Below are 25,859 nucleotides of genomic sequence, written 5' to 3' on the forward strand. Positions count from 1 at the left end.
CATGAGCTTGCAGTTCAGTGTACTAGCGAGCGGAAGTACGGGGAACGCTTTTTATTTAGAAACAGACAAGCATGCCTTTTTAGTAGATGCGGGCTTAAGCGGCAAACAGATGGTCGAGCTGCTTGGTCAAATTGACCGTAAGCCTGAAGACTTGGACGGAATTTTTGTGACACATGAGCACTCCGATCATATTAAAGGGCTCGGTGTCATGGCAAGAAAGTACAAGCTTCCTGTCTATGCAAATGCGAAAACATGGAAGGCGATGGAGTCACATATTGGGAAAGTGGATACGGACCAGAAGTTCCACTTTGATATGGAGACCGTTCAATCGTTTGGCGGTCTTGATGTCGAGTCATTTGGCGTGTCACATGATGCGGCAGAGCCTATGTTTTACGTGTTTCATTATGGTGGGCGTAAGCTTGCCCTCATGACGGATACAGGCTATGTGAGTGATCGCATGAAAGGGATTATTAAGTCAGCCAATACGTTCGTATTTGAGAGCAACCATGATGTCGGCATGCTGCAAATGGGGCGATACCCATGGAGTATTAAGCGCAGAATCCTGAGCGATGTTGGACATGTATCGAATGAAGATGCGGCTCTTGCGATGACAGATGTGATTGGAGATGCCACCTCACGCATTTATTTGGCTCACCTAAGTCAAGACAACAACATGAAGGACTTAGCCCGTATGGCGGTTCAGCAGACTCTTGAAATGAAGGGCTTTGTTGTAGGGGATGGCTTTGATTTATATGATACGGACCCGAAAAAAGCAACCCCGCTTTGCGCCGTATGATTTTTATAATCGTATGATTAAGATAAGAGCTTCTTACCAACACTATATACATCATCTATTCACTGAAAGGAAGGAAACGTAGTGGATTATCGCGATGTAGAGTGGAAGCCGAGACGAAGCAGAAAAGGATATTTCCTATCTGGTTTGATCGGTGTATTGGTAGGAGCTTTTTTAATGGGATTCTTTTTCCCTTATGTATCTGGACAGAGCGGCAGTCCATTCAGATGGCAGTCCGCCGGAGATCAGCAAGCATCAGAAGGCACTTTAAAGACCGTCAATGTAAACGTCAATGATGCGGTGATAAAAGTGGTGTCGAGTATGTCGGATACGGTTGTCGGTGTGATTAACATCCAAAAGTCTAGCTTTTGGGAAGAAGGCGGAGAAGCAGGCAGCGGGTCAGGTGTGATTTATAAAAAAAGGGGTGACACCTTTTATATCGTGACCAACCACCATGTCATCAAAGGCGCTAACCAGCTTGAAGTGAGCCTTCAGGACGGAACAAGGATTGGGGCAAATCTTGTCGGAAGCGACCAGCTCATGGATTTAGCTGTACTCACAGTCAAAAGTGATAAGATCAAGAAAACTGCCGCCTTCGGCAATTCAGACCATGTGAAACCAGGTGAGCCTGTTATCGCCATTGGAAATCCATTAGGGCTTGAATTTGCAGGCTCCGTCACACAAGGTGTGATTTCTGGAACGGAGCGTGCGATCCCTGTTGATTCTAATGGCGATGGACAGACGGATTGGAATGCGGAAGTTTTGCAAACAGATGCGGCCATCAATCCTGGGAACAGTGGTGGAGCCTTGATCAATATGGACGGCAAAGTAATCGGCATCAATTCAATGAAAATTGCCGAATCAGAAGTTGAAGGGATTGGGCTGTCCATTCCAGCGAATCTGGTCATCCCTGTCATAGAGGATTTAGAGCGCTATGGTGAAGTCAAACGTCCGTACCTTGGGGTTGGCATGAAATCACTCGCAGATATCGCGAGCTATCATTGGCAGGAAACGTTGAAACTCCCAGCGAAGATCACAACCGGGGTCGTCGTGATGAGTGTCGAGCCTTTGTCCCCAGCAGGAAAAGCGGGACTAAAAGAGCTAGATGTCGTGACTTCATTTGATGGCAAGGATGTACAAAATATCGTCGATCTGCGTAAATATTTATATCAAAAGAAAGTCGGCGACAAGGTAAAGGTGCAATTTTACCGAAGCGGAAAGAAAAAATCAGTAGAGATCAAACTCTCCCAAACTGATCGATTCGGAGGCTAGCCAGTTCCTATAGGGGACTGGTTTTTTTGGCATGCTCGGCATATGATAAAGGAAAGGGGGGAGGTACGATTGGTCACATTACAGCCGATGTCACAGACGGATTATGACGCTTTGATAGAGGAAGCCATTAAACGGTACGCAGAAGAAAAGGTGCTGGCAGGGACATGGGATCAGGGAGAGGCGCAGGAGAACGCAGAGGAACAATTTGATCGGCTGCTTCCTGAAGGCCTCCAGACAGAGCATCATGAGCTGTGTACCTTCTTACATGGAGAAGAAGCCATTGGGTGGGTCTGGCTTTGCTATGATCCAAATCACCCTCAACATGAAGGATTTATTTATAATTTTATTTTGTTTGAAGCTTACCGAGGAAAAGGGTTTGCGAAGCAGGCCATTGCAGCGTTAGAAGAGCAAGCAAAGTCATTAGGTGTGCAAAAACTATCACTGCATGTCTTTGCTCATAATCAAATCGCCCGCTCACTGTACGAAAAGACAGGATTTGCGGAAACCGGCATTTACATGAGCAAACCTTTATAAAAAAGAAAAAGTACCGTGCGGAAACCGTACGGTACTTTCTTATGAGGAGATCATGGCATCTTGAGCCGTGACTCGGTATAGATCTACTTTGCACTTCACGAAAGCACGGATGATGGCTGGGACTTGGGCTTCTGAGCGAATCAACAATGAGGTCTCGTCATCACTGATCACAAGGTCTGTTCCCACACTTTGTAAGTACTGCGTGAGAACAGGCCTCACCTCATCATCAATCCATGCATGCTTGAAAATGGCACGAATGGTTGAGGACGTGACGGTTTTCTCTTGAGGATGAGTACTTGGGGACACTAATTTACCTTCAGAAATGAACGCAGTTTTCGTACAAATATGATTGGTGAACCTTGGCTCATCTGCTGTTAAAAAGACGGTTTTTCCTTCAGACTTTAACGATTCAATGACCTGCTGAATCTGCAAGATAGAATCTGAATCAATATTGGCAAAAGGCTCATCTAGTAAAATAAAGTCAGGGCGATGAGCGATGGCCTGCGCCATTCCAAGCCGCTTCTTCATACCAGGTGTAAAGGCACCGACCTTTTCTTGATGATAGCGATGTAAACCAACGAATTCGAGTAATTCTTCATAGTAGCTCGTTTTCTGGCGTGTGCCAGTAATTTTTGATAAATAGGCAATATGCTCAATAGCGGTAAGCGATTCATATAAATCCGTATATTCCGGCAGAACACCGATGTGATGCCGTACTTTTTTTAACGAAGACATGTTCATCATCATAAACGTGCCAGAAGTGGGGCGAGAGATTCCTGTAATGATATTAAAAAAGGTCGTCTTACCAGCACCCTTCGGTCCAATGAGGCCGAAGATATCCCCTTGATGGATATCAAGATCAATATGGTCTATTGCGACTTTTGTCCGATATTTTTTTGTCAGCCCTTTTGTATGTAGCATTTAGACATCCCTCCTCTGAAACAGCAGTGCAGTTCCAATGAGTAAGACAACTGTCAATGTTGCATTCATCAGCACATAGGTCAGCGGTTCACTCCAGCGCGCATAATAATAAGGTGTCACGTATTGGAACCAATGGATCAACCGTTCTGAAGAAAGAACAGACATCATACTGATGATCGGAAAAAGAAAGGAAAACAACATACCAACAAACATCGATTTCTGTGGTGTTGGAAAGAGCATGGACAAAAACAAAGCACAGGAGATGCCAACACTGATAAACGTTAATATTTTTAAGGCATCAGAGAACAGAAAACGATGTGAAATCACCATATTTAATATATATGTGGTCATAATGCAACTGAGCCAAAACAGCATCAGCCCAAGATATTTCCCGATGACAATGTTCAAACGGGTCGTTTTACTGACGAGAAAACGAATGGTTTTCAAATGAATTTCGCGACTCAAAATATCATGAGACAATAAAAAAATAAGGAAGAAACCAAATAAAGAAATCACTAGTTCATTCCCAATGGAATAAGGGTCCTTTGCATCTTCCCATTTCCCTTGATAAGCAGCTATAAATGGAAGACTTGATACAAAAGTAGATAAAATAAAAATAATAACAATTGTTAAAATGGATTTTGTGCTTTTGAAGAGCTGCTTAAATTCATTCATACAGATGGTCCACACACACTGTACCTCCCTTCATCTTTATTATAACGCTAGAAAAGAAAGACACCATATCTCGCTCTTTAACATTTGTTTAAATTTTATAAAAAGAAGACTTTTCCAGTAAGACTTGATTCATTTTTAAAAATGTTCAGAAAAATATCTTGATTTCTAAAAACACATCATGTATGATAGCTTTAATTCAAAATAGTTGAACAGGCAATGACGAGAGAAAGTACAATCATCAATTTTTCCACAGAGAGCTTCGGCAGCTGAAAAGAAGCAAAAATAATGATTCGAAAAATGGTCTCTGAGCCTCGTACTGAACATATCTTTGATATCAGTAGGTTACGACGAGAGTTGGTACTCGTTATCAAAACCACAGTATATGAGCCAAATTGGAGCTTTGTACTTGTAGAGGCTGTTTAGCGCGAGCAAACAGTAAATAAAGGTGGTACCACGAGACAAATACCTCGTCCTTATGATTCATAGATAAGGATGGGGTATTTTTTATTTTCCACTTTTTTCATACAAATGTTCAAATGTTCCACGTGAAACACCACAACCATTTTTTCAAATGAAAGGGAGATTAACATGAGTGAACATGCATTGGTTTTACAATCAGATTTCGGTATTGATGACGGAGCGGTCAGCGCAATGTACGGAGTCGCAAATACAGTGAGCAGCAGCATCCGCATTTTTGATTTAACTCACAACATTCCCCAATATGACATTTGGGAAGCGTCTTATCGCTTACTTCAGACGGTCACATATTGGCCGGAAGAAACGGTTTTCGTCTCCGTTGTTGACCCGGGCGTTGGATCAGAGCGCAAGAGTCTTGTCGTCAAAACAACAAGCTCCCACTATATCATCACACCAGATAATGGGACACTGACGCACGTTGCGCAGGATATTGGTATTGTGGAAGCCCGTTATTTAGATGAAACCATCAACCGGCTGCCGAAGTCGGGCAAATCACATACATTCCATGGAAGAGATATTTACGCCTATACAGGCGCAAGAATTGCTTCAGGTGTGATTTCCTTTGAAGAGGTTGGGCCAAAGGCGGATATAGAGGATATTATTCATCTTCCAGTTGTAAAGGCTTATGCGGAAGAAGAAGTGATCACAGGGACGATTGATATTTTAGATGTGAGATTCGGCAACCTATGGACAAACATTCATCATACGTTATTTGAAAAGCTTTCAATCAATTATGGGGATGCAATAGAAGTTACCATTGCCAACGGGCCGAAAAATGTGTATAAAAATATCATGACCTATGGACGATCTTTTGCCGATTTAAAGGTAGGCGAACCACTCGTATATGTCAATTCACTCGATCATTTAGGCGTGGCGATCAATCAAGGGTCATTTGCAAAGGCTTATAATATCGGTACAGGCACAGGATGGCGCCTTTCGATTCGCAAAGCTCCGCGCATTATATACGAATAAGAGGAGGAAAACATCATGTCAGGTAAACATCTTTCAACGAAAACTGTCGTTGCCATCGGAATTGGTGCAGCCGTCTTTGTCATTTTAGGACGCTTTGTCTCCATTCCAACTGGAATTCCGAATACACAAATTGAAACATCGTACGCATTCCTTGCGTTAATGGCTGTATTATTTGGTCCTGTTGCAGGCGCACTGATTGGTTTTATTGGCCATCTCATTAAAGATGCCACTACATTTGGCCCTTGGTGGAGCTGGATTATCGTTTCGGGTATTGTTGGTTTATTGATCGGCTTCATTTCAAACCGTTTAAAAGTAGAAGAGGGAGACTTTGGCTGGAAAAAGATCGCGTTCTTCAACGCCGTACAAGCTGGTGCACAGGCATTAGGCTGGTTTGTCATTGCCCCTGTCCTCGACATTGTGATCTATGCAGAACCTGCGAATAAAGTGTTTGTTCAAGGCATCGTGGCAGGAGTTTCGAACATCATCACAGTCGGTGTACTGGGAACCATCATCATTGCGGCTTATGCGAAAACGAGAAGCAAAAGCGGCAGCCTATCGAAAGAAACATCATGAAGCAAGGTGGAACACATAAATGAAGAAACCGATGATTCAATTCGAACATTTCGGATTCAAGTATCGCAGTCAGTCAGAACCGACATTGAAAGATATCAACCTGACCATCTATGAAGGAGAAAAAGTCCTCATCGCAGGCCCGTCTGGATCGGGAAAAAGCACACTAGCCCATTGTATCAATGGGCTAGTTCCTGCGTCTTATAAAGGGTCTATGGAAGGAAGTCTTCACATCGGCGGGAAAGATGCAGAGAAAGAGAACATTTTCTCTCTCTCACAGCTCGTTGGAACAGTGCTGCAGGACCCTGATGGGCAATTTATAGGGTTGACCGTCGGAGAAGATATCGCGTTTACACTTGAAAATGACCTGGTGACGCGAGAAGAGATGAAAGGCCGTGTAGAAGAAGCGGCGAGATTAACAGAAGTAGACAGAAAGCTGGCATCATCTGTGCATGAATTGTCAGGTGGTCAAAAACAACGTGCCGCCATCGCGGGTGTGCTTGTCAATGATGTCGACATTTTGCTGTTTGATGAACCGCTTGCGAGCCTTGATCCCGCAACAGGCAAAGAAGTGATCGACCTCATTGACCGTCTGCAAAAAGAAACGAAAAAAACCGTTGTGATGGTCGAGCACCGATTAGAGGATGTCCTCTTTCGTCATGTCGACCGCATCATTGTCGTCAATGATGGAACGATTGCAGCGGATATGACACCAGATGAGTTGCTGGCATCCAATGTCTTAGAAGCGGCGTATTTGCGTGAGCCTTTATATGTGAAAGCCATGAAGTATGCAGGCATTCCGGTTGAAGCAGGAGATCAGATCGCTAATTTACAGCATCTCACCTTAAATGACGAGGCAAAAGAGAAAATCAAGCAATGGATGGAAGCGTCTGAGCAGTCAGTTGAGCAGAAACAAGCGCAAGATTTACTAGAGGTGCGCGAGCTGAGCTTTGACTATCCGACAAGACCAAACACACTGAAAAATATCTCTTTTACCGTCAAAAAAGGAGAAATGATCAGCATTGCAGGAGCCAATGGTGCAGGCAAGACGACATTGTCCAAGGTCCTTTGCGCATTTGAAAAGCCAACGAAAGGCACAATCCTTTTACATGGCGAAGACATCACAGGAGACACGATCAAACAGCGCTCCGAACGAATCGGTGTCGTCATGCAAAACCCAAATCAAATGATTTCTAAACAAATGATTTTTGATGAAGTCGCATTAGGACTCGTTTTAAGAGGTGTACAGGAAGACGAGATCAAGGAACGTGTGGAGCGGGTTCTGAAAGTGTGCGGACTGTATCCATTTCGGAACTGGCCGATCTCAGCCCTCAGCTTTGGACAGAAAAAACGCGTCACCATTGCATCTATTCTTGTGTTAGAGCCAGAAATCATCATCCTAGACGAGCCAACCGCCGGACAGGATTTTAGACATTACACAGAAATGATGACGTTTTTAGAGCAATTAAATCAGCAGGGCGTCACGATTTTGATGATCACCCATGATATGCATTTGATGCTCGAATACACAACAAGAACCATTGTCATTTCAGATGGAGAAAAAATCGCAGATGATACACCAGCCAAAGTGCTGACAGATCAGTGGCTTGTCCAAAAGGCGAGTTTAAAGGAAACGTCGCTGTATGAACTGGCGCTGAAAGCAGACTGGCCAAATCCAAATGAACTCGTGGATCGTTTCATTGAGGTTGACAGAAAGGAACGAATGACATGGCTGTAGACATGCTGTCTTATATCGATCGCCCGTCGCCGATTCACCGGCTGACAGGGGCCACCAAACTCATTTGCTTTATCCTCTGGTCATCCGCAGCGATGCTCACGTATGATACAGGCATTTTAGTGTTTATGCTAGCTGCCAGTATCGTGTTCTTTCAAATGTCGAACGTGCGCTTTCGTGATATCTCTTTCGTAGTGATTGTCTTGGCGATTTTTCTTGTCATCAATAACATCGCCATTTACGTCTTTGCGCCCCATCAAGGTGTCGCCATCTATGGAGCGAAGCACGAGCTCTTTCACATTGCAGGCTGGTATAATGTCACACTTGAACAGCTTTTCTATCAATTGAACATTACACTGAAATACGTGACTGTGATGCCAGCGGCGCTATTGTTTATTGTCACAACAAATCCAAGTGAATTCGCCTCATCACTCAGCAGAATTGGGGTCAGCTACCGGATTTCGTATGCGGTAGCGATTGCTTTGCGCTATATTCCAGATATTCAGCGTGATTTTCGCACGATTGCCATTTCTCAGCAAGCAAGAGGCATTGATTTATCGAAGAATGAAAAACTGGGGAAACGAATCAAAAATGCGCTGTCGATTGTGATGCCGCTGATTTTCTCCAGCTTAGAGCGGATTGAAACGATCAGCAATGCGATGGAGCTGCGCGGATTTGGAAAGCATAAAAAGCGCACATGGTATACGGCGAAAGACTTTCAAAAAGCAGATTATGCCGCGCTATTGTTTGTTGGCGTGGTGCTGGTCGTGTCGCTTGTGATTACATTTGTTAGAGGAACGAGATTTTATAATCCGTTTTGATAGAAGGAAGCCTTCACAGGAGTGGAGGCTTTTTTGCTTCGTTTGTGGATAAAAGGTGTGGAAAATGGCAAAACACTATTAACATGTGAATAAATCGGTTATATTGAACAATGAGCGAAATACTTGTGAATAACCAGACAACATATTGGAGGAATCAGAAACTTATGAACAAATCACTTTATGCTTGCGCAGAACATATAGAAACCGTACTAGACATGTACATAGATGATCACGAAACACCGCCAGAATTCAGAAAAATCGAACATACACACAGTTTATCCACAACCTGTGAATTGTGCGATGAACCTGCAATATATATAGTGGGGAACGAATGATCGGACACAAAATACACAAATTTTATCCACAATTGTTGATAACTTATATGAATAACATGTTCTTAAGGTGGGGATGACCTGTGAATATATCAATTATCACAGTAGGAAAATTAAAAGAGAAATATTTAAAGCAAGGCATAGCCGAATACACAAAACGATTACAGGCATACGCAAAAATCGAGATCATTGAGCTCGCAGACGAGAAAACACCCGAGAATCTCAGCGATCAAGACATGAAAATCATCAAAGACAAAGAAGGCGAACGCATCCTAAGCAAAATCAACCCAGACGCCCACGTCATCGCCCTCGCCATCGAAGGAAAAATGAAAACTTCCGAAGAATTAGCCGATACAATAGATAAGCTGGCAACATACGGAAAAAGTAAGGTGTGTTTTGTCATAGGCGGATCCCTTGGGTTAAGCGATGCTGTGATGCAGCGGGCGAATGAGAAGCTGTCGTTTTCGAAGATGACGTTCCCGCATCAGTTGATGAGGCTGGTGTTGGTGGAGCAGGTTTATCGGGCGTTTCGGATTGTGCGGGGGGAGCCTTATCATAAGTAAATGAGGTTTTTTATTTTTTCAAGAAAACAGTCTGACTATTAATTGGACTTACCCCATAAGATGAGACAAATAAAAAACACCTCCAAGTTTGAAAACGGATCGTTGTGATTTGAAATAAAACATGGAGGTGTTTTTTCTGTGGGGACAAGAGTGAGGTGGAATAGGGCTGGGGATACACACCGGTTCGAACAGCCTGTTGGAAAACAATATACCTATGGAAAGGGTCCCGAGTACTCTTCTGAATTAGAGAGACTACAGGCAGAAAATCACTATTTGAGTCAACAGAATGAGGTTTTAAAAAAGTACAACGAATTGGAAAGGAAGTTGATAAGGAAACGTCAATCAAACTGGTAGAAGAATTGTGCAAAACGATGACGGTACAGGACATCTGTGTCCATTTAGGCATCTTACGTACTTCGTATTATAGATGGAAAAAAGATTTGACTCAAAATCATTCTAAAAGACAACTAGAGAAACAGGTCGGCACGTTGTGCCGAAAGCACAAATATCGATATGGTTATCGGAAAATCACAGCTATACTAAAAATGGGAATGCGTATTAACCATAAAACTGTTCAACGTATCATGCAGAAAAACCAGTGGCAATGCCGGGTTAAAATGAAAAAGCGTAAGAAGAATGGGCAGCCCTATGCCGTGGCTGGTAATACACTGGATCGGAATTTTCAGTCTGATCGCCCTCTTGAAAAACTAGTAACGGACATCACGTATTTGCCTTATGGACAGAAACAATTGTACCTTTCCAGCATATTGGATTTATATAATGGAGAAGTGATTGCTTTTACGATTGGTGATAAGCAGGACACAGACTTTATCTTAAACACACTTAATCAGCTCCCAGCACTGCCTGAGAATTGCGTGTTACACAGTGACCAAGGTTCTTCTGTGTATACATCTTACGAGTATCAGAAAGCTGATAATGCCTCCATCGAATCGTTTCATTCCTCACTAAAGTCTCTGAAACGTTCTATCTTAACAGCATTGATCGTACTACGACCACCATCGTAGAACGCACTGTCAAAGAATACATTTATTATTATAACAACATTCGTATTCAAACGAAACTAAACAACCAATCACCGATAAACTATCGGCAATTGGCTGTATAAAGGTGTTTTGATCCCTGTCTCATCTTATGGGTCAGTCCCCCCATTAGTTAGGCTTTTTTATTCTCCTTTAATTAATTTGAAATATTTAGTATTATTTGAAGGGAATCATTTTTTGAAAGTGAGGGAGATTATGTTAGCTATTAAATGCGAAGGGATTTTTAGAAGATCTAAAAAATCAATAGAACATTTAAATGTGAATGAAAATCTAGTGAAAATATACTATGAAAATTCTGATTTAAAATTAAAGAGTGATAAATCAGAGAAAGATTATAAAAATTTAATTAATCGTACATTTGCTTCTTCAAAACTATTCTTTATAAAATCACTATTAGAATTAGGTGAAGTATTAGCTTTTGATGACAACGATTACGAATATTATATATTTGAATCAATAACACCTAATACTGAAGCATTTAAAAAATTGGATATTATAATTTTTTGCAAGGATAAAGACGTAATAAAATGCATTAACAGTATTAGGAAAAACATAAGAAATATTATTGGAGATAAATTAGGGTTTGAAATCAAGAAAGAGAGTAATTGCTGTGTATATCCAGTGGATGATTCAGGTAAGGTTAATTTTGACTACGAAAAGATTTTAAAAATAAATGTTACTTTGAAGAACAGAATTGAGCAGTTAGATAAATGGTTATTAGCTATTTTTACTGGTTTATTTTTAATATCCCTATTAGCGGTTTTTTTAATAACTAACAGTGTTTTACAAACTATAGTAATTAATCTTTGTACAAGTTTTGGATTTTATGTACTGGCAGAAATAATTGTTGGGATTCTTAAATATAAATGGGATTCAGAAATAATTTATTTTAGAGATTTACCAAATATTATGGATTTTTATTATAATAGCATGCAAAAAGAAAAAAATATTATTGATGAAATTGAAGAAGAAAGAACGCCTCTTGAAAGAGATGGCGAAGGGGAAAACTTATCTGGAGCAGTTCCTTTAGAAAGAGAAGAAGAGTTAGAAGCATCTACTTTAGAAAGATGTTAGGAGGAGAAATATGAAGATACCATTGATAAAAATACAACAAAAAAAAGAAAGCTTTTATATCTCTAAGATGAAGGTTAAGGACCTTAAAAAATACATAGTCTTAAATTTTAGATATCCGTATATTGATAGTTTAAATGAAATGGATGAATTGAAATTTGAAACATATTTAGAACAGTTAGGACAATTAAAAGTAGAATATCGTTATGGTACTAATAATATTCAAAGAGCGATTAACCTTGATAAAATGAAAAAATTGTCAAATTATATAAAAGGGGATAATAATTTTCTACCTAATGCATTAATATTAGGGTGTTTTAAAAGAGATGGTGATTTTATTGAAGACTACAGTTCTCTGGTAAAAATAGAAAATGAAAATCTGGATATGTATAGTATGAAATTGGATCCAACCTTTGAGCTAACAGCTATTGACGGACAGCATCGTTTAGCAGGTTTAATAATGAGTGATTCAGAAATTATCGATGAGTTAGAGGTACCTATAGTTTTATTATTCGGGGTTTCTCTAACGGTATCATCTAAAATATTTATAGATATAAACTCAAATCAAAAATCTGTAGATAAATCTTTAATGTATGATTTATTGCCAGTTTTAAGTGAGGATAATGATAATGGAAAATTGAAACAAAAAGAGATAAACAGTTTAAAAAAATGCCATAGTATATGTGTGACATTTTATAAATCAAAATCATCGCCTTTTTATAAACAAATTAGAATGCTAGGAACAGGAACAGGATCGATCTCGCAAGCCTTTTTTGTGGATCAAATCTATCCACATATACATAAAGGTATTCTTGAAAATTTAAGTGAACAAGATCAATTTGAGGTTTTATACTCTTATTTTAGAATGATAAGGAAAACATTTCAAAATGATTGGCCAGTTTTAGCTACAGATCCAACTGATTTAGAGCATACTGAAATGGTTTTGAATCATAAAAAGTCACAACTTCCTAAGACATTAGGTGTTGGAGCATGGCTGCAGATATTTCCGGAAATAATGCAATATATAGGATTTTCTAAAGTAAGGATGGAAGAATCATTTAGAGATATTAATAATAATTTAGATTTTAAAATAGACTTATTAAAGAAAATAGAAAATTTATTGTACAACCTTTTTAAAGGGCTAGAGGGGAAAATAGTTTGGAATGAATCAGACTATATAAATATTAGAGACAATATTAATGAAGAACCTATCTTTATTACTGGGACGAATAAAGTTGCAATAAACAATTTAGCGAAAAAAATAAAAGATATACTTTTGAGTTAAGATATAAACCCTATTTTGTCTACTAAGGTAGACATCTAATTTTGTGGAATATTAATAACTTTTCACCGCATTTAGATACATTGTGGTGAGCCTTATCATAAGTAACTTAAAAATTAAGTAGTTATATCTATTGTTTTATAGATATACCTATTTTTATGCAAGAATAAAAAGGTGAGGTGAATACTTTGATTACTTACTGTGAACTAACAAATTTTAAAAATTATGCTTATAAAAAAATTGAATTAGCTCACTTTTCATTAATTGTTGGGCAAAATAATAGTGGCAAGTCCACTATTTTACACGCAATTCTACTAGCGCACGAGATTATAAAACATTCTCTTCAGAAAAAAAGTAAGTTAGAATTGGTTAATACGACATTAACATTTGATGATTTGAAAATAATTCCCTTATCGAATGTAGATGCTATTTGGAAAGATAATAAATTTACTCAGTCTAATGAAGCAAAAATTAAATTATATTTTGAGGATGAATATATTGAATGTGCTCTAAGAAAAGGGAAAAATGGTAATGTTGCAGTAAGGTTCGAAACTAGCGAGAATCTAAAATCAGAAGTTCTAGAATCTTTTGCTAATTCTAAAAACCCTAGTACACTATTAGTTCCAGGATTGGCTGGGATTTTATCCAAAGAAAACTATGTTGGAAGGTACGCTAGAACTAAATCAATAACAGTTGGTGATGCAAACCTTGTGTTAAGAAATATAGTGGTTTCTTTAGGGTTAAATCAAGAAAAGAAAGATGAATTTAATGAATTGGTAGATAAATTGAAATTTATATTCCCTAATATTACAAATTTAAGAGTGGGTTATAATGAGGACACAGATGAGTACTTGAGTGTAGAGGTTGAAAAAAGTAATGAGGGGATTTATTTCGATATAGTTACTACAGGAACTGGTTTTTTACAAACTCTCCAGATACTATCATATATATTTGAGTATAATCCCAAAATATTATTATTAGATGAACCAGATTCACATTTACATGCAGATAATCAATTGAAACTACTCCAAACTTTAAAAGAACTTAGTGAAGAGAGAGAATTTCAAGTAATTATATCTTCTCATTCCAGGGAATTTTTACAGAACACTTCTCCAAACTCTATAATATGGTTAAATTCAAATCAAGAAGTTCAAATCGATGGAACAGATGCAACTATGGTGCAAGCATATATAGATTTAGGTGGCTTAGACAAACTTGATAAGTTAAGAATTAACCCTAAATCTAAAAACTTACTTTCAGAAGATGAGGATTTAACTTTATGGAAATGTATATTGAGAGAAAAATATGGGGATGATTTCGAGTCTAAAGTGTTAGTAAATACATTTAAGGGGAAAAGTAATAAAGTTGGGTTATTTTTGGCGAGTGAATTTTATAAAAAACATTTTCCTAATAGCAAAGTTGCTTTTGTTATAGATCGAGATTTTGATACAGAGGATTATTTAGTAGAATATTGCAATGAAGCTAATAAATATAATTTAACTCCATTTGTTCTTAATGTGCATGAAGTTGAGAACTTATTAATTAAGCCTAAAGTTTTAACAGCCGCTTTGAAGTCACTAGATCTTGAATTAACCGAAGAGGATATAATTAAAATTTTAAAGTATATATTAGAAGAAACAGAAAGTGTCCATTTAGATAAACAAATGGATAAATTGTCTCAATTAAATCCTAAATGGGGACCATCTAAATGTCTTAATGAATCTAAACAAATACTTGAAAAAAAGAAACAAAATATAAAAGAATATTTGAAATGGGCTAGAGGTAAACCAATAATTAAAAAAGTGAGATCCTTTATAAAAGCAAAATACGGCATTTCATTAACAGATTCAATATTAGCAAAAGCATTAGTTGAGACAAACGTTTCGGATATTAAGAGTATATTTGAATGGATAGAAAGTTAAGTAACTATCTATATATTTATTTCTTTCTTTAATTAAAGAGGATAACACTATATTTATGAAAGGAGTTAATAATTATTGCACAAAATCAAAAAAATAGGCAAAACCTTCTCCTACATCACACCAGTATCACTCACCGACCGCCCCATCCTAGGCATGGTCGTAGGCAATAACAAAACATTAATGATCGATGCTGGTAACTCAGAAGATCATGCGAACTATTTTATCCAAAAGACCTTAAAACAAGAGAACGCCAAGCCTGATCTGGTTGTCCTCACGCATTGGCATTGGGATCATATTTTTGGTCTGCCGGCGCTGCCTCATGCGGTTTCAGTTGCTTCTGCAAAAACCAGAAAGGAAATGGAGAAGCTTCTTCCGTTTTCTTGGTCAGATGAGGCGATTGATGAGCGGGTGAAGGAAGGAACGGAGATTGAGTTTTGCGCGAAGGCGATAAAAGAAGAATTTAAGAATCATCGAGAGATTCAGGTCGTTTTACCGGATGTGACGTTTGATCGTCGGATGGAGATTGATCTTGGCGGGGTCACTTGTGTTGTGCAGCATGTTGGGGGCGATCATGCCGCAGATTCAGTGATCGTGTATGTGAAAGAGGAAAAAATCCTGTTTCTTGCTGATTGCATTTATCCGAAAATGTATGCTGAAAAAGTACATTATACGGTAAAAGAAATCTTGCGTCTTTTAGATGAGTTAGAAGCTTTTGATGCCGAAACGTATATTCCTTCACACCAAAGACCGTGGTCAAAAGAAGAGTTTCGTCAGGAAACAGACAAGCTGAGGATGATGGCGAAATACACTGATCTTTGTGGTGGAGATCAACAGAAAATCACGATAGAATATCAAAATTACGTGAACAGAGAACTGAAAGAAGATGAATTAGAAACTATAGAGTACTTTGTAAATGGGTATTAAATAATAAATAAAAAAGTCTCATTTGAGTGATTTTCCTCAAACGAGACTTTTTTATTTCTATGGTAAACCTACAAAGTCTTCTGCATCACGAACTGTGACAGACATCTGTTTTGCATTCACAATAATGACACAATCCCATGTCGGCTTAATTTGCAGTTCATCATTCTCATCAATACGGATAATCCCTTTGAATTCAACCGTTTGTTCTAGAAAAACCATTTTCTTTTCTGTATCATCTTTGACGGCTGTTAAATGTTCAGGATAGTGAATCGTCCAATCATAAAAAGTAGTTTTCTTCATAGTTCCTCCTATTTTCATTCGTACACATCTCCGAATACTTCTTTTGTTTGCCGGATTGTCAGTGATTTATTGGTTGGATCAATTGAAATGACACAATCCCAAGTAGGTTTGATTTGTAGCTCGTTGTTGTCATCCAACCAGATGATGCTATTTAGTTCAATAGATGGCTCTAAAATGACCATTTTCTTTTCATGATGATCGGTAATCGCTGTTAAGTCTGCTTGTAAATGGATGGTCCAGTCAAAAAAAGTGATGTTTTTCATTGTTTCTCCCCTCATCTTCGCTTATATTTCCATTATAACCTGAGTGTTTTCTGACACTATTTTATATCAAGTCTTCTATTACTAGAGAGGTAACTTACAGATGGACAAAATAACTAACCCATACGACATTTTCAAAACCAAAATATCGAAATATCCAATTGAACAAAATCATTGGCAAGCTTTCAAAGATGGAACAACGATTAAACAGTTAAAAGCGGGTACATGCATGATCAAGGCTGGCGATCCAGTGAAGCATGCCTATTTCTGCATAACAGGTCTCTTCCGTCTCTTCTATTTGTTACCGGATGGCAGGGAGTACAACGTGGCTTTTACGTTGGAAGATGATTTTGCTACTTCTTATGCAAGTATGATCAACGGGCAGCCTTCTCCTTATTCGATTGAAGCGATGGAGGATTCTATTGTTCAAATGTTGATGGATAGAAGTCATATGTGGGAGCGGTTTGTTCGGGTTAGTGTAGAGAGGCTGTATACGAGAAAGGAAGAGCGTGAGAGGGAACTGCTATATTTGCCGGCAATTGAGCGATATCAGGCGTTTTTATTGAAATATCCCGGGTTACATCAACGTATCGCTCAATATCATATTGCCTCATATATCGGTATTTCTCCAGTTTCGCTGAGCAGGCTGCTGCATCCTGCTGAACATTAACCTATGTTAATGCACATTCTCTAGAACTGGCGTACAATCATCACATCATAGAAGAATCGAGGGGCTTGATGATGAAATATATGATGGTTGTTTTATTAGAGTTCTATCCATCTTGGCTTGCTTTACCACGAGAGGAGCGCAGAACCCATGCGGCTTCGCTGCAAGAGTTGATGCAGAAATATGAGGAACATGTGACGGTGCGCTTTTTTGATGCTGAAGCTCTTCCGGGTAAGGATTACACAGATTTTGTGATGTGTGAAACAGATGACCTGAAGTTCTATCATTTTATGTGGGAAGAGATTAGAGATTCTATTCCTTATACAAGTGGTTATGTCAAAATAAAAGAGGTCATCATGGGAATGGAAGATGCTTTTCAAACATATGAAAAAGAATCTCTGAAAATGGATCAGTAATCGAAAACCACCTGATAGCAGGTGGTTTTTTGCACATTCTATTATTTGGTATAATCAGGGGTAAGGGAAGAACGGATAAATTTTTGAACGGAATCGGAGGTACTTATGAAGCAGCTATATATGAAGCAAAAGGTATTTAGTCTGAGCGGCAGGTTTACGGTAAAGGACCAACAGGAGAATGATGTATATGTGGTCGAAGGCAGCTTTATGAAGGTGCCAAAGACGTTTACCATTTTGAATACAGAACGAGACGTCATCGCTGTAATCACGAAGAAAATGTTCAGCTTTTTACCGAAGTTTTTAGTAGAAGTCGGTGGGCAAGAGGTATTGACGATCAAAAAAGAGTTTACGTTCTTCAAAGCAAAATATTCAATTGATGCTGCTGGTATCGAAGTACAAGGGAACTGGTGGGATATGAATTTCCAAGTGTTGCAAAGCGGCGAAGTGATCGGTCAGGTAAAGAAGGAATGGTTTACTTGGGGGGATAGCTACAAGGTGGATATTTTGAAAGAAGAGATGGAGCCTGTGATGATTGCATTGGTTGTTGCGATTGATTGTGTGAAAGCGGATGAAGCGGCGTCTAGGTCTTCGTCGACGAATAATTAATTGGAGGGTTTAAAAAGTTGGACAACCTCACCCGCATTTTAAGATTAAGAGATGCAGAGATATGGGCGTATGAATTTCTCGATAATAAAGACATCATCGTCTATTTCTCGATTACAGATTTAAATAGAAAAGCAACGATTCATGATAACCCTCTGGCTACTCAAGAAGAACTGGATGAAAGAGATAATTACATATCAATGGATGTGCACAGCCATCTAGATCTCAAGAAAACGCTAGAAGAAGATATATTTGATGACTTTATCACCAATATCTCAGCTTTAGTAGAGCATATGCATGATTTTCACAATGCGCATGTTTTTATTCATATGCATGTTCATGACAAAATCGAATTGACAGATTTTCAGTTAGAAAAAGATGAAGAGATGCATGGCGATGAAAAAGAACAACTCTATACATTTAAACGTTTATGGATTCAGCAGACATGTTTTCAATTGGTCGAACAACAATTAAATCGAAAAATCACAGACATGTCTAACAGTAGGTTTTGCCAAGATCTAAAGTGAGGTGAGCAAACGAATGACATTCCCATACAAAGTATTTCAAACAGTCGTCGAATGCGGCAGTTTTACAAAAGCCGGTGAGAAGCTTGGCTGACGCAGTCTGGGGTGAGTCATAATATGGCGAAGCTTGAGTCAGAGCTTGGGATTGTGCTGCTTCATCGGAATCGAAACGGGCTGTCGCTGACAGATGCAGGTGAGCGGGTGATGCCACATATCCGCCAAATCATTCATCATGCGTCATTGCTTGAGCAGGAGGCGGCGTTGATTCAAGGGATGGAAGTGGGGAGTATTAAGATCGGCACGTTTTCTAGTTTTTCTTCAAAAATGCTTCCGCAGCTCATTCATCGTTTTACGAAAAGTTATCCCAATATCCAATTGGAGTTATACGAAGGCGGATATGAAGAGATTGAAGAGTGGATCGCTTCTGGCACCGTTGATCTGGGTTTTTTAACGCAGCCACCTAGAGATTTGTAAACTGTTCCACTGTTTCAAGATGAATTGGTGGTGCTCATGCAAGAGAGTCATCGTTTCCATACAAAGAAGGTGATGGAAGTGGCTTCGTTCCAAGATGAACCATTTATTATGCCAAAAGCGGGCTGTGATCAACTCATTAAGAACATATTAAAAGAAAGAGGCGTAAAACCCCATGTTTTATTTGAGATTGGGGACAACAATACGCTCATCTCTATGGTTCAGGAAGGCCTTGGGCTCACGATCATTCCGAAGTTGATTTTGCCGCCTCAGGTGCCTCATGCGAACGTAATTCCACTTGAGACCAGTGTTTATCGAGAAATCAATATGGCATTTAAATCTTTTAACGCAGCCTCTCCCTCTACTAAAAGATGGATTGAAGCAGTCAAAGATCATTTTAAATAGATTCAGCTTGAACGAGAGTCTCTATTCAAGCTGATCAATTTATAGCGTGATCATCCCACGAATGGTAATAACTGCTGCACCTGCTACTTTAATGACCGGCTTTGCTTCATTCGGAATGACCGTGATACGAAGCAATCCTGGTCTGCCGATTGCATCACCTTGGGCAATGCTCAGATGAGTGGTTTCTTGCTGAGGAATGACCCCTTCCAAATAAAGATATCCGGCCAATGCCCCGTTTGCTGCTCCCGTTACAGGATCTTCGGGTATGCCAATGCCAGGTGCAAAATCCCTTGTATAAAGATCACAGTCCTTTGTGGATTGAAACGTATAAAGATGAGTCGTTGTGATATCCTGCTCTTTATTCATTTTCCCTAAAGTTGCTAAGTTTGGTGCTGCTTGATCAATGTCATCCTGGTGTTTCAGCGGAACCAGAAGATGCCAGTTTCCGGTGTTTGCTAATTTTATAGGATAGGATGGATCAATCCTGTCACTGCTTATACCGAGCATGTCACTAAGCTCTTCTACATCGATGATAAAATCTCGCGTCTTTGGCGTGACCTGTGTCATCTCCACATCCACAACTTTGCCATTCTCTTCGTGCCATACAACGGGAACATGGCCGATCTTTGTTTCTAACACCACCCCTGATTTTTCTTTAGCCATCCCTAGCTCCGTCGCTAAAAGCCAAGTCAACCCAACCGTCGCATGCCCGCAGAAATTGACCTCTTCCGTTGGAGTGAAATATTTCACTCGATAATCGGCTTTCTCATCATGTGCCGGCAGCAAGAAAATGGACTCGGGTAAGTTCAACTCCTTGGCGATATTCTGCATCTCATCCTCCGTTAACCATTCCCCATCCAACACCACCCCAGCGGAATTACCTCGAAATTTCTCAGTTGTAAACGCATCGACATGATACACCCTAATATCTTTCATCTGACGAATCCTCCTAAACATGTTGTTGTGTTCATCATAAGTGTGTAGGATGCATTCGTAAAATGAATATTTTTGATGTGATGAATTTGTATTATTCATGCAAAATGAAAAATCGATCGACATCATCCTCTATATCTATGAATATGGATTTTATATAAGTCTTTAGGCTCAACATTAAACCTTGTAACTATATTGGTTAAAATGTATAATATTTGTATATAAACACATTAATAGGAAATGAGAGGATATATTTATGAAAATAGTCCTGAAAGTAGTAGCTTCTATTCTTTGTATGATGATGTTGAGTTTTCATATACAAGAAAATGTGAGTGCCGCAGAGGGTGGAACAATAACAACAGTTGATCGTTATCAATATGGTGATAATTATCTGACGGGTAAAACAGCGCCAAATGCAATCGTTGCATTCGTAGATTGGGGTGTTCCGAGTAACTGGAAATCTAGATATATGCACTACGCAAAAGCAGATAGTAACGGAAACTTTAAGTTGTTTTCTCAGAACTTTAGTTCAGGCCAAACGGTGGAGTTAGATACGTATGACCAAAATGGGACAAAGCTTTCTTCAAACAAAGTGTATATTTTCAAGGAATCGTTTACCTCATTAGATCCGATATATGATACTTCTCAGGAGCTAACTGGGAAAACTGTGAAGAACACAAAAGTAGAGGTCATGAAAGATGGTAAAGTGATTGCCTCAGGAACATTTAATGATGCCATTCATTTAAAGCTTCCTGTCCTAAATGCAGGCACATTCCTAACAGTGAAAATGACGACTGGAAGCAATATCGACATTTACAAAAAAATTGTTAATCCTAATAAAATCTCACTTATTCCTACGACAAAATGGTCTAAATCAGTGAAAGGCCAAACGGGAATCCCTTATGCAAAGATCGTCTTTAAAAACGAGAAATCTGGTGTCATTAATCAATCGGTGACAGCAGATGGAGATGGAAATTTTGAATTTAGTGTAGACAAAGATACCCTAAAGCTCTTAGACCAAAATAAATTACAAGTCATGGAACCAGCATATGACAATGTTTTGAATGAAAGATTTTTTCGTATCAAATCGACGGCTCCAACAATCAACCCATTTACCCAGCTATCAACATCAATTAGTGGAACCGCAACTCCAGAAAGTATCGTCCATATTCTAAATGGAGAGGGCCAAATCATTGGAGAAGGTAAGACAGACGCTAAAGGGTTTTATGAAGTTCCTGTTTCAAAGCTAATCGGTGGCGACTTAATGACCGTAAAGTCGTTCATGGCTGATAACCCGACTGAAGCAAATCAATCTCAAGAAGATGTACAGAAAGTATTTGTGGAAGAAATCGATGACTCAAGTGATACCATTAATGGTACCAGTACTTTTGGGGATAAAGCTGTTGTAGAAGTGCAATCTGATTCATCGAATAACACAATTAAAGCGATGTCCAAGCTCAGCACAAGTTCCACGAAAAAGAAATATGGACCATTTGCCATTACGCCAGGCAAAAACTTCAAATTAAAAACGGGGAAATTAAGACAGGGATCTAAAGTGACGATCACGTTGCTAAGTGGAAATAGACAGGTCTCCCTGCCTGCTATAACCGTCAAAAAAATCGTCACATCTTCGCTTGCAGCATCTCAAGTGAAGGTGACGAACAATAAAGGTCAAAACGATACGGTGACGATAAAAGGAATCAAAAAACAATCCGTCATCAAAATCTTTAAACAAGCTTCTGGTGGAACAGCGATTGCTCAGCAAACTGCATCGAGCTCGAACATGACGATTTCCATGAAACAATTGGGTAAAACAAGTGGAACGCTTTATATCAGCATGAAAGAGCCTGGTCTAAAAGAGGGAAATCGAGTACCAATTCGCTATCAAGGTGAAAAATCAGACGCTCTAAAAGTCAACCAGATCAAAATCAATAATCTCAAAAATAAAAATGACGTCATTACAGTGAGTAAGATCAAGAAAAAAGACATCATCAAAGTCTACTCAACAAACGGTAAATTACTTGTCACATCAAAACCGGCAAAAAGTTCATCCATCAAATTGTACGTCAAACAAGTTGGGGCTAAGAGCGGCAAAGTACTTGTTACACGAAGCACTGATAAGATGCTGGAAAGCGGAAAACAAGCTGTTTCTTTTAAAGGTGAGCCAACCTCTGCATTAAAAGGCAACCAAATTAACATCGTCAACAACAAGAAGAAAAATGACGTGATCACCGTCAGTCAATTAGCGAAACAGGATCTTGTTAAAATCTATAACCAATCAGGAAAATTAATTGGTCAGTCAACGGTCTCTAAAGGTAAGGTTGTGAAGGTGACCATCAAACAACTAGGCGCTAAGGGCGGAAAGATCTACGTCACCGTTACAGGAAAAGGCATGTCAGAGAGTAGTAAGACGGTAAAGACGTTTAAGGCTGAAAGAAAATAATGATAGATCAAAAGGCAGGTTCAAAGAGAATCTGCTTTTTTGTAGTATGCTTGAACAAAACAAAAAGAAAGCGGGGGGGGGGGTCAGCATAGCTTTAGGAGGATATATCAATATCGGATAGGTATTCTATGATGACATTCATTTAATAACCACTTTTCACAAACTGACTGACTACTTAACAAAAAAAGGAATGTCAATAACAAAAGTAAAGTTTAGTCAGGACGCTAATGGCGAAGCATGGATCGAACATGATGTAAAAGAGAATAAAATCAAAAACAATTACTTGGAAGGTTTTTATACAGAATTTGAATTGGCGGGAACATGTCTAAAACATACGACCATGAACATACAAAAAGAAGCTGGTTTTGTGGGGTTCGTTCTATATTTAAAGTGGACAGAGGTTGTTTCACATGATGTAGTTCGTATTCAACAGGAGATCGTACAGTGTCTTGTAGAACTTTATCATACTCTTACGTTCGAGTATGCATTCATTGGACATGAAATGGAAGTCGAGATTCATCCAGATGATGTTGAAATGAGTCTGCAAAAACATCAAGCTTTTCCAGTTGTTCTTATAGGTAAGGGGGATTATTTAGTCGTTTTTTATGGTGATACTCTCATTGACGGGCTAACTACTCAAGAGAGAGGGAAGAAATATTTAAAGGTTAAAAGAGAACAGTAGCAAAGCCTACTGAAAGTTACGGTAACGGGGCTGTTGAGCATATGGGAGATGTCGGTAGAGATCGTGAATCAATGAAAACAGAAGTCATTAAACTAAGGTTAAATGATGATATCCTTGCGGTGGTACCCGTTGTTTACTCTGCTCAATCAAATGGAACAGGTTCTTTCTATAGATATAGAGTGTCTATGAGTATCGATAATCATCAAGGAACGTCTGTCACGATTCACGCGAAACATGCAAATGACAATGATCGAATTTATTCTTGTGTTCCAGGTATTCTTCAAAACACGAATGATGGTGTGGTCATCTGTCCATTGGAGCTTTATAGCAAACCAAATTCCGAGCGCAGACCTAAATTAAAAATGAAATATGCAAATGAGATCGATGTTTTGATGGATAAAGGACCAATCATTGACTATAAGTAACGTGAACATGTGGCTAGACAGAGTATAATGAACTGTCTGGCTTTTTCTATATCCCTACAATTGATAAACTCGTTTATCCGAATTAGTGGGTAAATTAGATAGAGGGTTAATTCCATTTTTTATGTCATTTAGATGCAAAAGCACTAACCAGTGCCATGGATACAAGGGCAAAACACTATCAGGAACTCCGCGGACAAATGATAGATTTAAAAAAGGCATTACAAGGTGTTGCCAACCTCGGTGACGACTTCACTGGAAAAGGTGCTGATAACATTAAAAGCTTCTACAAAGAACTCGCCGGAAATGTGGACATGTTTATTAGCTTCATAGATAAACAAAAAGCCTTTCATGAAGGTGTTTCTGGGACACTTGATGATACAAATTTTGGCGGCGACACCTTTGTAGAAAACACTTTTTAGACAACGCTGTACATATGGGAATCAAGAATGCCAAAAGCATCGTGAAGGATCAAAAAAAGGCACTCAAAACGATTTTTCAAGATATTGATGACCTCATTTCTCTGGAGGTATTTGATAGTAAAACCTTTGACGAAAAGATTGCAGATGCGGAAGATGAACGGAAGAAAACGGTTAAAGATTTAATAGAGCTTGATCAAAATCTAAAAGATGAATATGCTTTGTCAGAGACGGAGCAGCAGGCTACAATGGCATTATACGCAGAAATGATGAATGCCACAAATGACGGAAAAGCCATTTCACCTATGAATTGTGACAAGAAAGCGTATCAAAATAGTGAAATCTACAAGGCAAAAAGCGATATTGAAAAGCAAACTTCTGAATATCTCAAAATCAAAAAAGAACAACAAGAAGCTCGTGAGATCGCAAAGGAACAAGAAGCCCTTGCCAACCGTCCTTGGTATGAAAAAGCACTCGATTATGGTGGAAATATCGTCAACGAGCTGACCGGCGTAAACGATGCAAAACGTGCCGCAACAGGCGTTGACCCGATCACAGGTGAAGAACTCACCGCAGGCCAGCGAGTCGCTGCAGGCGGCATGGCAGCAGCGGGTTATATCCCAGTCGTCGGTTAGGCAGGACGCATTTTCAAAGGCGGAAAAGCCGTCTATAAAACGACTCAAGCTACGTCAGCCGCAGTCAGAGCAGTCGACATTTACAAGACATCACAGAAGTCTTTTGATGCCTTAAAAACATCTCAAAAAGGCTTGTATGGCCTCACCGCCACCAACGGCTTTAGCGAAGCGATTACAGGCCGAGACATGTTTGGAAATAAGATCTCAAAAGAACAGCAGGAAGCGAGTATGAATGCGGCGCTTGGCATGCTTTTGCCATTTGGGGCGAAAGGGTTTCATGGGAAGATGGGGATTAAAAGTGAAGGTCGACATTCTACTGAAAAAACAGTAATTCGTCCAGAGATTGAGGCTAAAATTCTTGAAGGGCAACGTAAGGTCCCGAAAAATCAGTTAATAGGTGGGCATTCGTCCAACATTAATAATGATAATGAAAAATTTGCAGTTGAAGTATTATCAACAAATGCGGATGGAAAAAAATGTTTTATTTACAAAACAGTTTCCTGATGGAAATATATCCAAAATTAAAAAAAGTACGCTCTTTCCTGATTCGTGGAAGGATGAGCGAATTCTCAGAAGTATTACCGAGGTTGGCGATACAGCAGCCATTTCATCAAGGTTAAGAGATAGAGCAACTTGGCATAGAGCACGTATTGATGGTGTAGAAATTGATGTAATTAAAGTCGGGAAAGATGTAATTAGCGGCTATCCGACAGGTACAGAAAATGCTTTACGTCCATCAGGATTTTAATTTGAA

Annotated in this window: 25 protein-coding genes, 4 pseudogenes and 1 other annotated feature; of the genes and pseudogenes, 24 read left to right on the top strand and 5 right to left on the bottom strand. The window is 39.1% G+C overall.

Annotated features, from left to right (window positions below):
* Nucleotide 1: 1 nt before the first annotated feature.
* The 3 genes from BK049_RS08565 to BK049_RS08575 all read left to right on the top strand — a co-directional run bounded on the left by BK049_RS08565 (nt 2) and on the right by BK049_RS08575 (nt 2,599).
* On the top strand, nt 2-796 hold the full coding sequence (locus BK049_RS08565) for an MBL fold metallo-hydrolase (protein ID WP_008360139.1): 795 nt from the start codon (nt 2-4) through the stop codon (nt 794-796).
* A gap of 81 nt (nt 797-877) precedes the next feature.
* Complete coding sequence (locus BK049_RS08570) at nt 878-2,065, top strand: S1C family serine protease (protein ID WP_071168290.1); 1,188 nt, start codon at nt 878-880, stop codon at nt 2,063-2,065.
* A 42-nt stretch (nt 2,066-2,107) separates the two neighbouring features.
* Nucleotides 2,108-2,599, top strand: coding sequence for a GNAT family N-acetyltransferase (locus BK049_RS08575; RefSeq protein WP_071168291.1), 492 nt, complete (start codon nt 2,108-2,110; stop codon nt 2,597-2,599).
* A 39-nt stretch (nt 2,600-2,638) separates the two neighbouring features.
* Here the strand turns inward: BK049_RS08575 and BK049_RS08580 are convergent, their stop codons facing one another.
* Nucleotides 2,639-3,520: an ABC transporter ATP-binding protein gene (locus BK049_RS08580; RefSeq protein WP_008360131.1), complete on the bottom strand. Its 882-nt coding sequence runs from the start codon at nt 3,518-3,520 to the stop codon at nt 2,639-2,641.
* Nucleotides 3,521-4,210 (bottom strand): ABC transporter permease, encoded by a 690-nt coding sequence (locus BK049_RS08585; RefSeq protein WP_071168292.1) that lies wholly within the window; start codon nt 4,208-4,210, stop codon nt 3,521-3,523.
* Nucleotides 4,211-4,402: 192 nt separating this feature from the next.
* Nucleotides 4,403-4,673, top strand: a binding site (T-box leader).
* A gap of 110 nt (nt 4,674-4,783) precedes the next feature.
* Between BK049_RS08585 and BK049_RS08590 the strand changes: the two genes are divergently transcribed.
* The 11 genes and pseudogenes from BK049_RS08590 to BK049_RS08645 all read left to right on the top strand — a co-directional run bounded on the left by BK049_RS08590 (nt 4,784) and on the right by BK049_RS08645 (nt 15,925).
* Nucleotides 4,784-5,644: an SAM hydrolase/SAM-dependent halogenase family protein gene (locus BK049_RS08590; RefSeq protein WP_071168293.1), complete on the top strand. Its 861-nt coding sequence runs from the start codon at nt 4,784-4,786 to the stop codon at nt 5,642-5,644.
* Between the two features lie 15 nt (nt 5,645-5,659).
* On the top strand, nt 5,660-6,217 hold the full coding sequence (locus BK049_RS08595; protein WP_071168294.1) for an ECF-type riboflavin transporter substrate-binding protein: 558 nt from the start codon (nt 5,660-5,662) through the stop codon (nt 6,215-6,217).
* Between the two features lie 19 nt (nt 6,218-6,236).
* Nucleotides 6,237-7,952, top strand: coding sequence for an ABC transporter ATP-binding protein (locus BK049_RS08600; protein ID WP_071168295.1), 1,716 nt, complete (start codon nt 6,237-6,239; stop codon nt 7,950-7,952).
* The gene (locus BK049_RS08605) at nt 7,943-8,770 is read left to right on the top strand and encodes an energy-coupling factor transporter transmembrane component T family protein (RefSeq protein ID WP_071168296.1); all 828 of its coding nucleotides are present in this window, start codon (nt 7,943-7,945) and stop codon (nt 8,768-8,770) included. Before BK049_RS08600 ends, BK049_RS08605 begins: the two co-directional genes overlap by 10 nt.
* A 164-nt stretch (nt 8,771-8,934) precedes the next feature.
* Nucleotides 8,935-9,105, top strand: a complete 171-nt coding sequence (locus BK049_RS08610; protein WP_008360116.1) for a CxxH/CxxC protein — start codon at nt 8,935-8,937, stop codon at nt 9,103-9,105.
* An 80-nt stretch (nt 9,106-9,185) separates the two neighbouring features.
* The gene (rlmH, locus tag BK049_RS08615; protein WP_071168297.1) at nt 9,186-9,665 is read left to right on the top strand and encodes a 23S rRNA (pseudouridine(1915)-N(3))-methyltransferase RlmH; all 480 of its coding nucleotides are present in this window, start codon (nt 9,186-9,188) and stop codon (nt 9,663-9,665) included.
* Between the two features lie 138 nt (nt 9,666-9,803).
* Nucleotides 9,804-10,791 (top strand): annotated as a pseudogene (locus BK049_RS08625) (IS3 family transposase); the annotation flags it as partial.
* A gap of 130 nt (nt 10,792-10,921) precedes the next feature.
* Nucleotides 10,922-11,800 carry a hypothetical protein gene (locus BK049_RS08630; RefSeq protein ID WP_145939403.1) on the top strand — a complete coding sequence of 293 codons (879 nt, stop codon included), beginning with the start codon at nt 10,922-10,924 and terminating at the stop codon, nt 11,798-11,800.
* 10 nt (nt 11,801-11,810) lie between these two features.
* The gene (locus BK049_RS08635; RefSeq protein ID WP_071168300.1) at nt 11,811-13,082 is read left to right on the top strand and encodes a DGQHR domain-containing protein; all 1,272 of its coding nucleotides are present in this window, start codon (nt 11,811-11,813) and stop codon (nt 13,080-13,082) included.
* A gap of 176 nt (nt 13,083-13,258) precedes the next feature.
* Complete coding sequence (locus BK049_RS08640; protein WP_083381104.1) at nt 13,259-15,001, top strand: AAA family ATPase; 1,743 nt, start codon at nt 13,259-13,261, stop codon at nt 14,999-15,001.
* 75 nt (nt 15,002-15,076) lie between these two features.
* Complete coding sequence (locus BK049_RS08645) at nt 15,077-15,925, top strand: MBL fold metallo-hydrolase (protein ID WP_071168302.1); 849 nt, start codon at nt 15,077-15,079, stop codon at nt 15,923-15,925.
* A gap of 57 nt (nt 15,926-15,982) precedes the next feature.
* Here the strand turns inward: BK049_RS08645 and BK049_RS08650 are convergent, their stop codons facing one another.
* Nucleotides 15,983-16,225: a hypothetical protein gene (locus BK049_RS08650; RefSeq protein ID WP_071168303.1), complete on the bottom strand. Its 243-nt coding sequence runs from the start codon at nt 16,223-16,225 to the stop codon at nt 15,983-15,985.
* 14 nt (nt 16,226-16,239) lie between these two features.
* Nucleotides 16,240-16,488 carry a hypothetical protein gene (locus tag BK049_RS08655; RefSeq protein ID WP_039962873.1) on the bottom strand — a complete coding sequence of 83 codons (249 nt, stop codon included), beginning with the start codon at nt 16,486-16,488 and terminating at the stop codon, nt 16,240-16,242.
* A gap of 100 nt (nt 16,489-16,588) precedes the next feature.
* Between BK049_RS08655 and BK049_RS08660 the strand changes: the two genes are divergently transcribed.
* The 5 genes and pseudogenes from BK049_RS08660 (at nt 16,589) to BK049_RS08680 (ending at nt 19,571) form a co-directional block, all read left to right on the top strand.
* The gene (locus BK049_RS08660) at nt 16,589-17,155 is read left to right on the top strand and encodes a Crp/Fnr family transcriptional regulator (protein WP_071168304.1); all 567 of its coding nucleotides are present in this window, start codon (nt 16,589-16,591) and stop codon (nt 17,153-17,155) included.
* 71 nt (nt 17,156-17,226) lie between these two features.
* On the top strand, nt 17,227-17,568 hold the full coding sequence (locus BK049_RS08665) for a darcynin family protein (protein ID WP_008347446.1): 342 nt from the start codon (nt 17,227-17,229) through the stop codon (nt 17,566-17,568).
* A gap of 105 nt (nt 17,569-17,673) precedes the next feature.
* On the top strand, nt 17,674-18,174 hold the full coding sequence (locus BK049_RS08670) for an LURP-one-related/scramblase family protein (protein WP_071168305.1): 501 nt from the start codon (nt 17,674-17,676) through the stop codon (nt 18,172-18,174).
* A gap of 17 nt (nt 18,175-18,191) precedes the next feature.
* Nucleotides 18,192-18,698: a hypothetical protein gene (locus tag BK049_RS08675; RefSeq protein ID WP_071168306.1), complete on the top strand. Its 507-nt coding sequence runs from the start codon at nt 18,192-18,194 to the stop codon at nt 18,696-18,698.
* Between the two features lie 114 nt (nt 18,699-18,812).
* A pseudogene (locus BK049_RS08680) lies at nt 18,813-19,571 on the top strand (LysR family transcriptional regulator substrate-binding protein).
* Between the two features lie 39 nt (nt 19,572-19,610).
* Here the strand turns inward: BK049_RS08680 and BK049_RS08685 are convergent.
* Complete coding sequence (locus tag BK049_RS08685; RefSeq protein ID WP_071168307.1) at nt 19,611-20,507, bottom strand: PhzF family phenazine biosynthesis protein; 897 nt, start codon at nt 20,505-20,507, stop codon at nt 19,611-19,613.
* 253 nt (nt 20,508-20,760) lie between these two features.
* On the opposite strand from BK049_RS08685, the gene BK049_RS08690 reads away from it, so the two are divergent.
* The 5 genes and pseudogenes from BK049_RS08690 to BK049_RS19760 all read left to right on the top strand — a co-directional run bounded on the left by BK049_RS08690 (nt 20,761) and on the right by BK049_RS19760 (nt 25,853).
* Entirely contained in the window at nt 20,761-22,947 is a 2,187-nt protein-coding gene (locus BK049_RS08690; protein WP_071168308.1) for an Ig-like domain-containing protein, read from the top strand.
* A 163-nt stretch (nt 22,948-23,110) separates the two neighbouring features.
* A complete protein-coding gene (locus BK049_RS08695) occupies nt 23,111-23,629 on the top strand; it encodes an Imm64 family immunity protein (protein ID WP_425304336.1) in 519 nt (172 codons plus the stop codon).
* Nucleotides 23,630-23,640: 11 nt separating this feature from the next.
* Nucleotides 23,641-24,054 (top strand): annotated as a pseudogene (locus tag BK049_RS08700) (TerD family protein); the annotation flags it as partial.
* A gap of 155 nt (nt 24,055-24,209) precedes the next feature.
* Nucleotides 24,210-25,406, top strand: a pseudogene (locus BK049_RS08705) (ribonuclease YeeF family protein); the annotation flags it as partial.
* Nucleotides 25,407-25,565: 159 nt separating this feature from the next.
* Nucleotides 25,566-25,853 (top strand): EndoU domain-containing protein, encoded by a 288-nt coding sequence (locus BK049_RS19760; RefSeq protein WP_244887380.1) that lies wholly within the window; start codon nt 25,566-25,568, stop codon nt 25,851-25,853.
* The last annotated feature ends 6 nt before the right edge of the window (nt 25,854-25,859 follow it).

Origin of the sequence: Bacillus xiamenensis, from assembly GCF_001857925.1 — a bacterium.
Taxonomy (GTDB): Bacteria; Bacillota; Bacilli; order Bacillales; family Bacillaceae; genus Bacillus; species Bacillus xiamenensis.

Excerpts from the sequence above, each read along its gene's own strand:
- BK049_RS08635 (WP_071168300.1), top strand. The coding sequence starts at position 11,811 with ATGAAGATACCATTGATAAAAATACAACAAAAAAAAGAAAGCTTTTAT.
- BK049_RS08690 (WP_071168308.1), top strand. The coding sequence starts at position 20,761 with ATGAAAATAGTCCTGAAAGTAGTAGCTTCTATTCTTTGTATGATGATG.
- BK049_RS19760 (WP_244887380.1), top strand. The coding sequence starts at position 25,566 with ATGCGGATGGAAAAAAATGTTTTATTTACAAAACAGTTTCCTGATGGA.
- BK049_RS08655 (WP_039962873.1), bottom strand. The coding sequence starts at position 16,488 with ATGAAAAACATCACTTTTTTTGACTGGACCATCCATTTACAAGCAGAC.
- BK049_RS08660 (WP_071168304.1), top strand. The coding sequence starts at position 16,589 with ATGGACAAAATAACTAACCCATACGACATTTTCAAAACCAAAATATCG.
- BK049_RS08590 (WP_071168293.1), top strand. The coding sequence starts at position 4,784 with ATGAGTGAACATGCATTGGTTTTACAATCAGATTTCGGTATTGATGAC.
- BK049_RS08665 (WP_008347446.1), top strand. The coding sequence starts at position 17,227 with ATGAAATATATGATGGTTGTTTTATTAGAGTTCTATCCATCTTGGCTT.
- BK049_RS08650 (WP_071168303.1), bottom strand. The coding sequence starts at position 16,225 with ATGAAGAAAACTACTTTTTATGATTGGACGATTCACTATCCTGAACAT.
- BK049_RS08610 (WP_008360116.1), top strand. The coding sequence starts at position 8,935 with ATGAACAAATCACTTTATGCTTGCGCAGAACATATAGAAACCGTACTA.
- BK049_RS08575 (WP_071168291.1), top strand. The coding sequence starts at position 2,108 with ATGATAAAGGAAAGGGGGGAGGTACGATTGGTCACATTACAGCCGATG.
- BK049_RS08670 (WP_071168305.1), top strand. The coding sequence starts at position 17,674 with ATGAAGCAGCTATATATGAAGCAAAAGGTATTTAGTCTGAGCGGCAGG.
- BK049_RS08580 (WP_008360131.1), bottom strand. The coding sequence starts at position 3,520 with ATGCTACATACAAAAGGGCTGACAAAAAAATATCGGACAAAAGTCGCA.
- BK049_RS08595 (WP_071168294.1), top strand. The coding sequence starts at position 5,660 with ATGTCAGGTAAACATCTTTCAACGAAAACTGTCGTTGCCATCGGAATT.
- BK049_RS08600 (WP_071168295.1), top strand. The coding sequence starts at position 6,237 with ATGAAGAAACCGATGATTCAATTCGAACATTTCGGATTCAAGTATCGC.
- BK049_RS08605 (WP_071168296.1), top strand. The coding sequence starts at position 7,943 with ATGGCTGTAGACATGCTGTCTTATATCGATCGCCCGTCGCCGATTCAC.
- BK049_RS08630 (WP_145939403.1), top strand. The coding sequence starts at position 10,922 with ATGTTAGCTATTAAATGCGAAGGGATTTTTAGAAGATCTAAAAAATCA.
- BK049_RS08685 (WP_071168307.1), bottom strand. The coding sequence starts at position 20,507 with ATGAAAGATATTAGGGTGTATCATGTCGATGCGTTTACAACTGAGAAA.
- BK049_RS08565 (WP_008360139.1), top strand. The coding sequence starts at position 2 with ATGAGCTTGCAGTTCAGTGTACTAGCGAGCGGAAGTACGGGGAACGCT.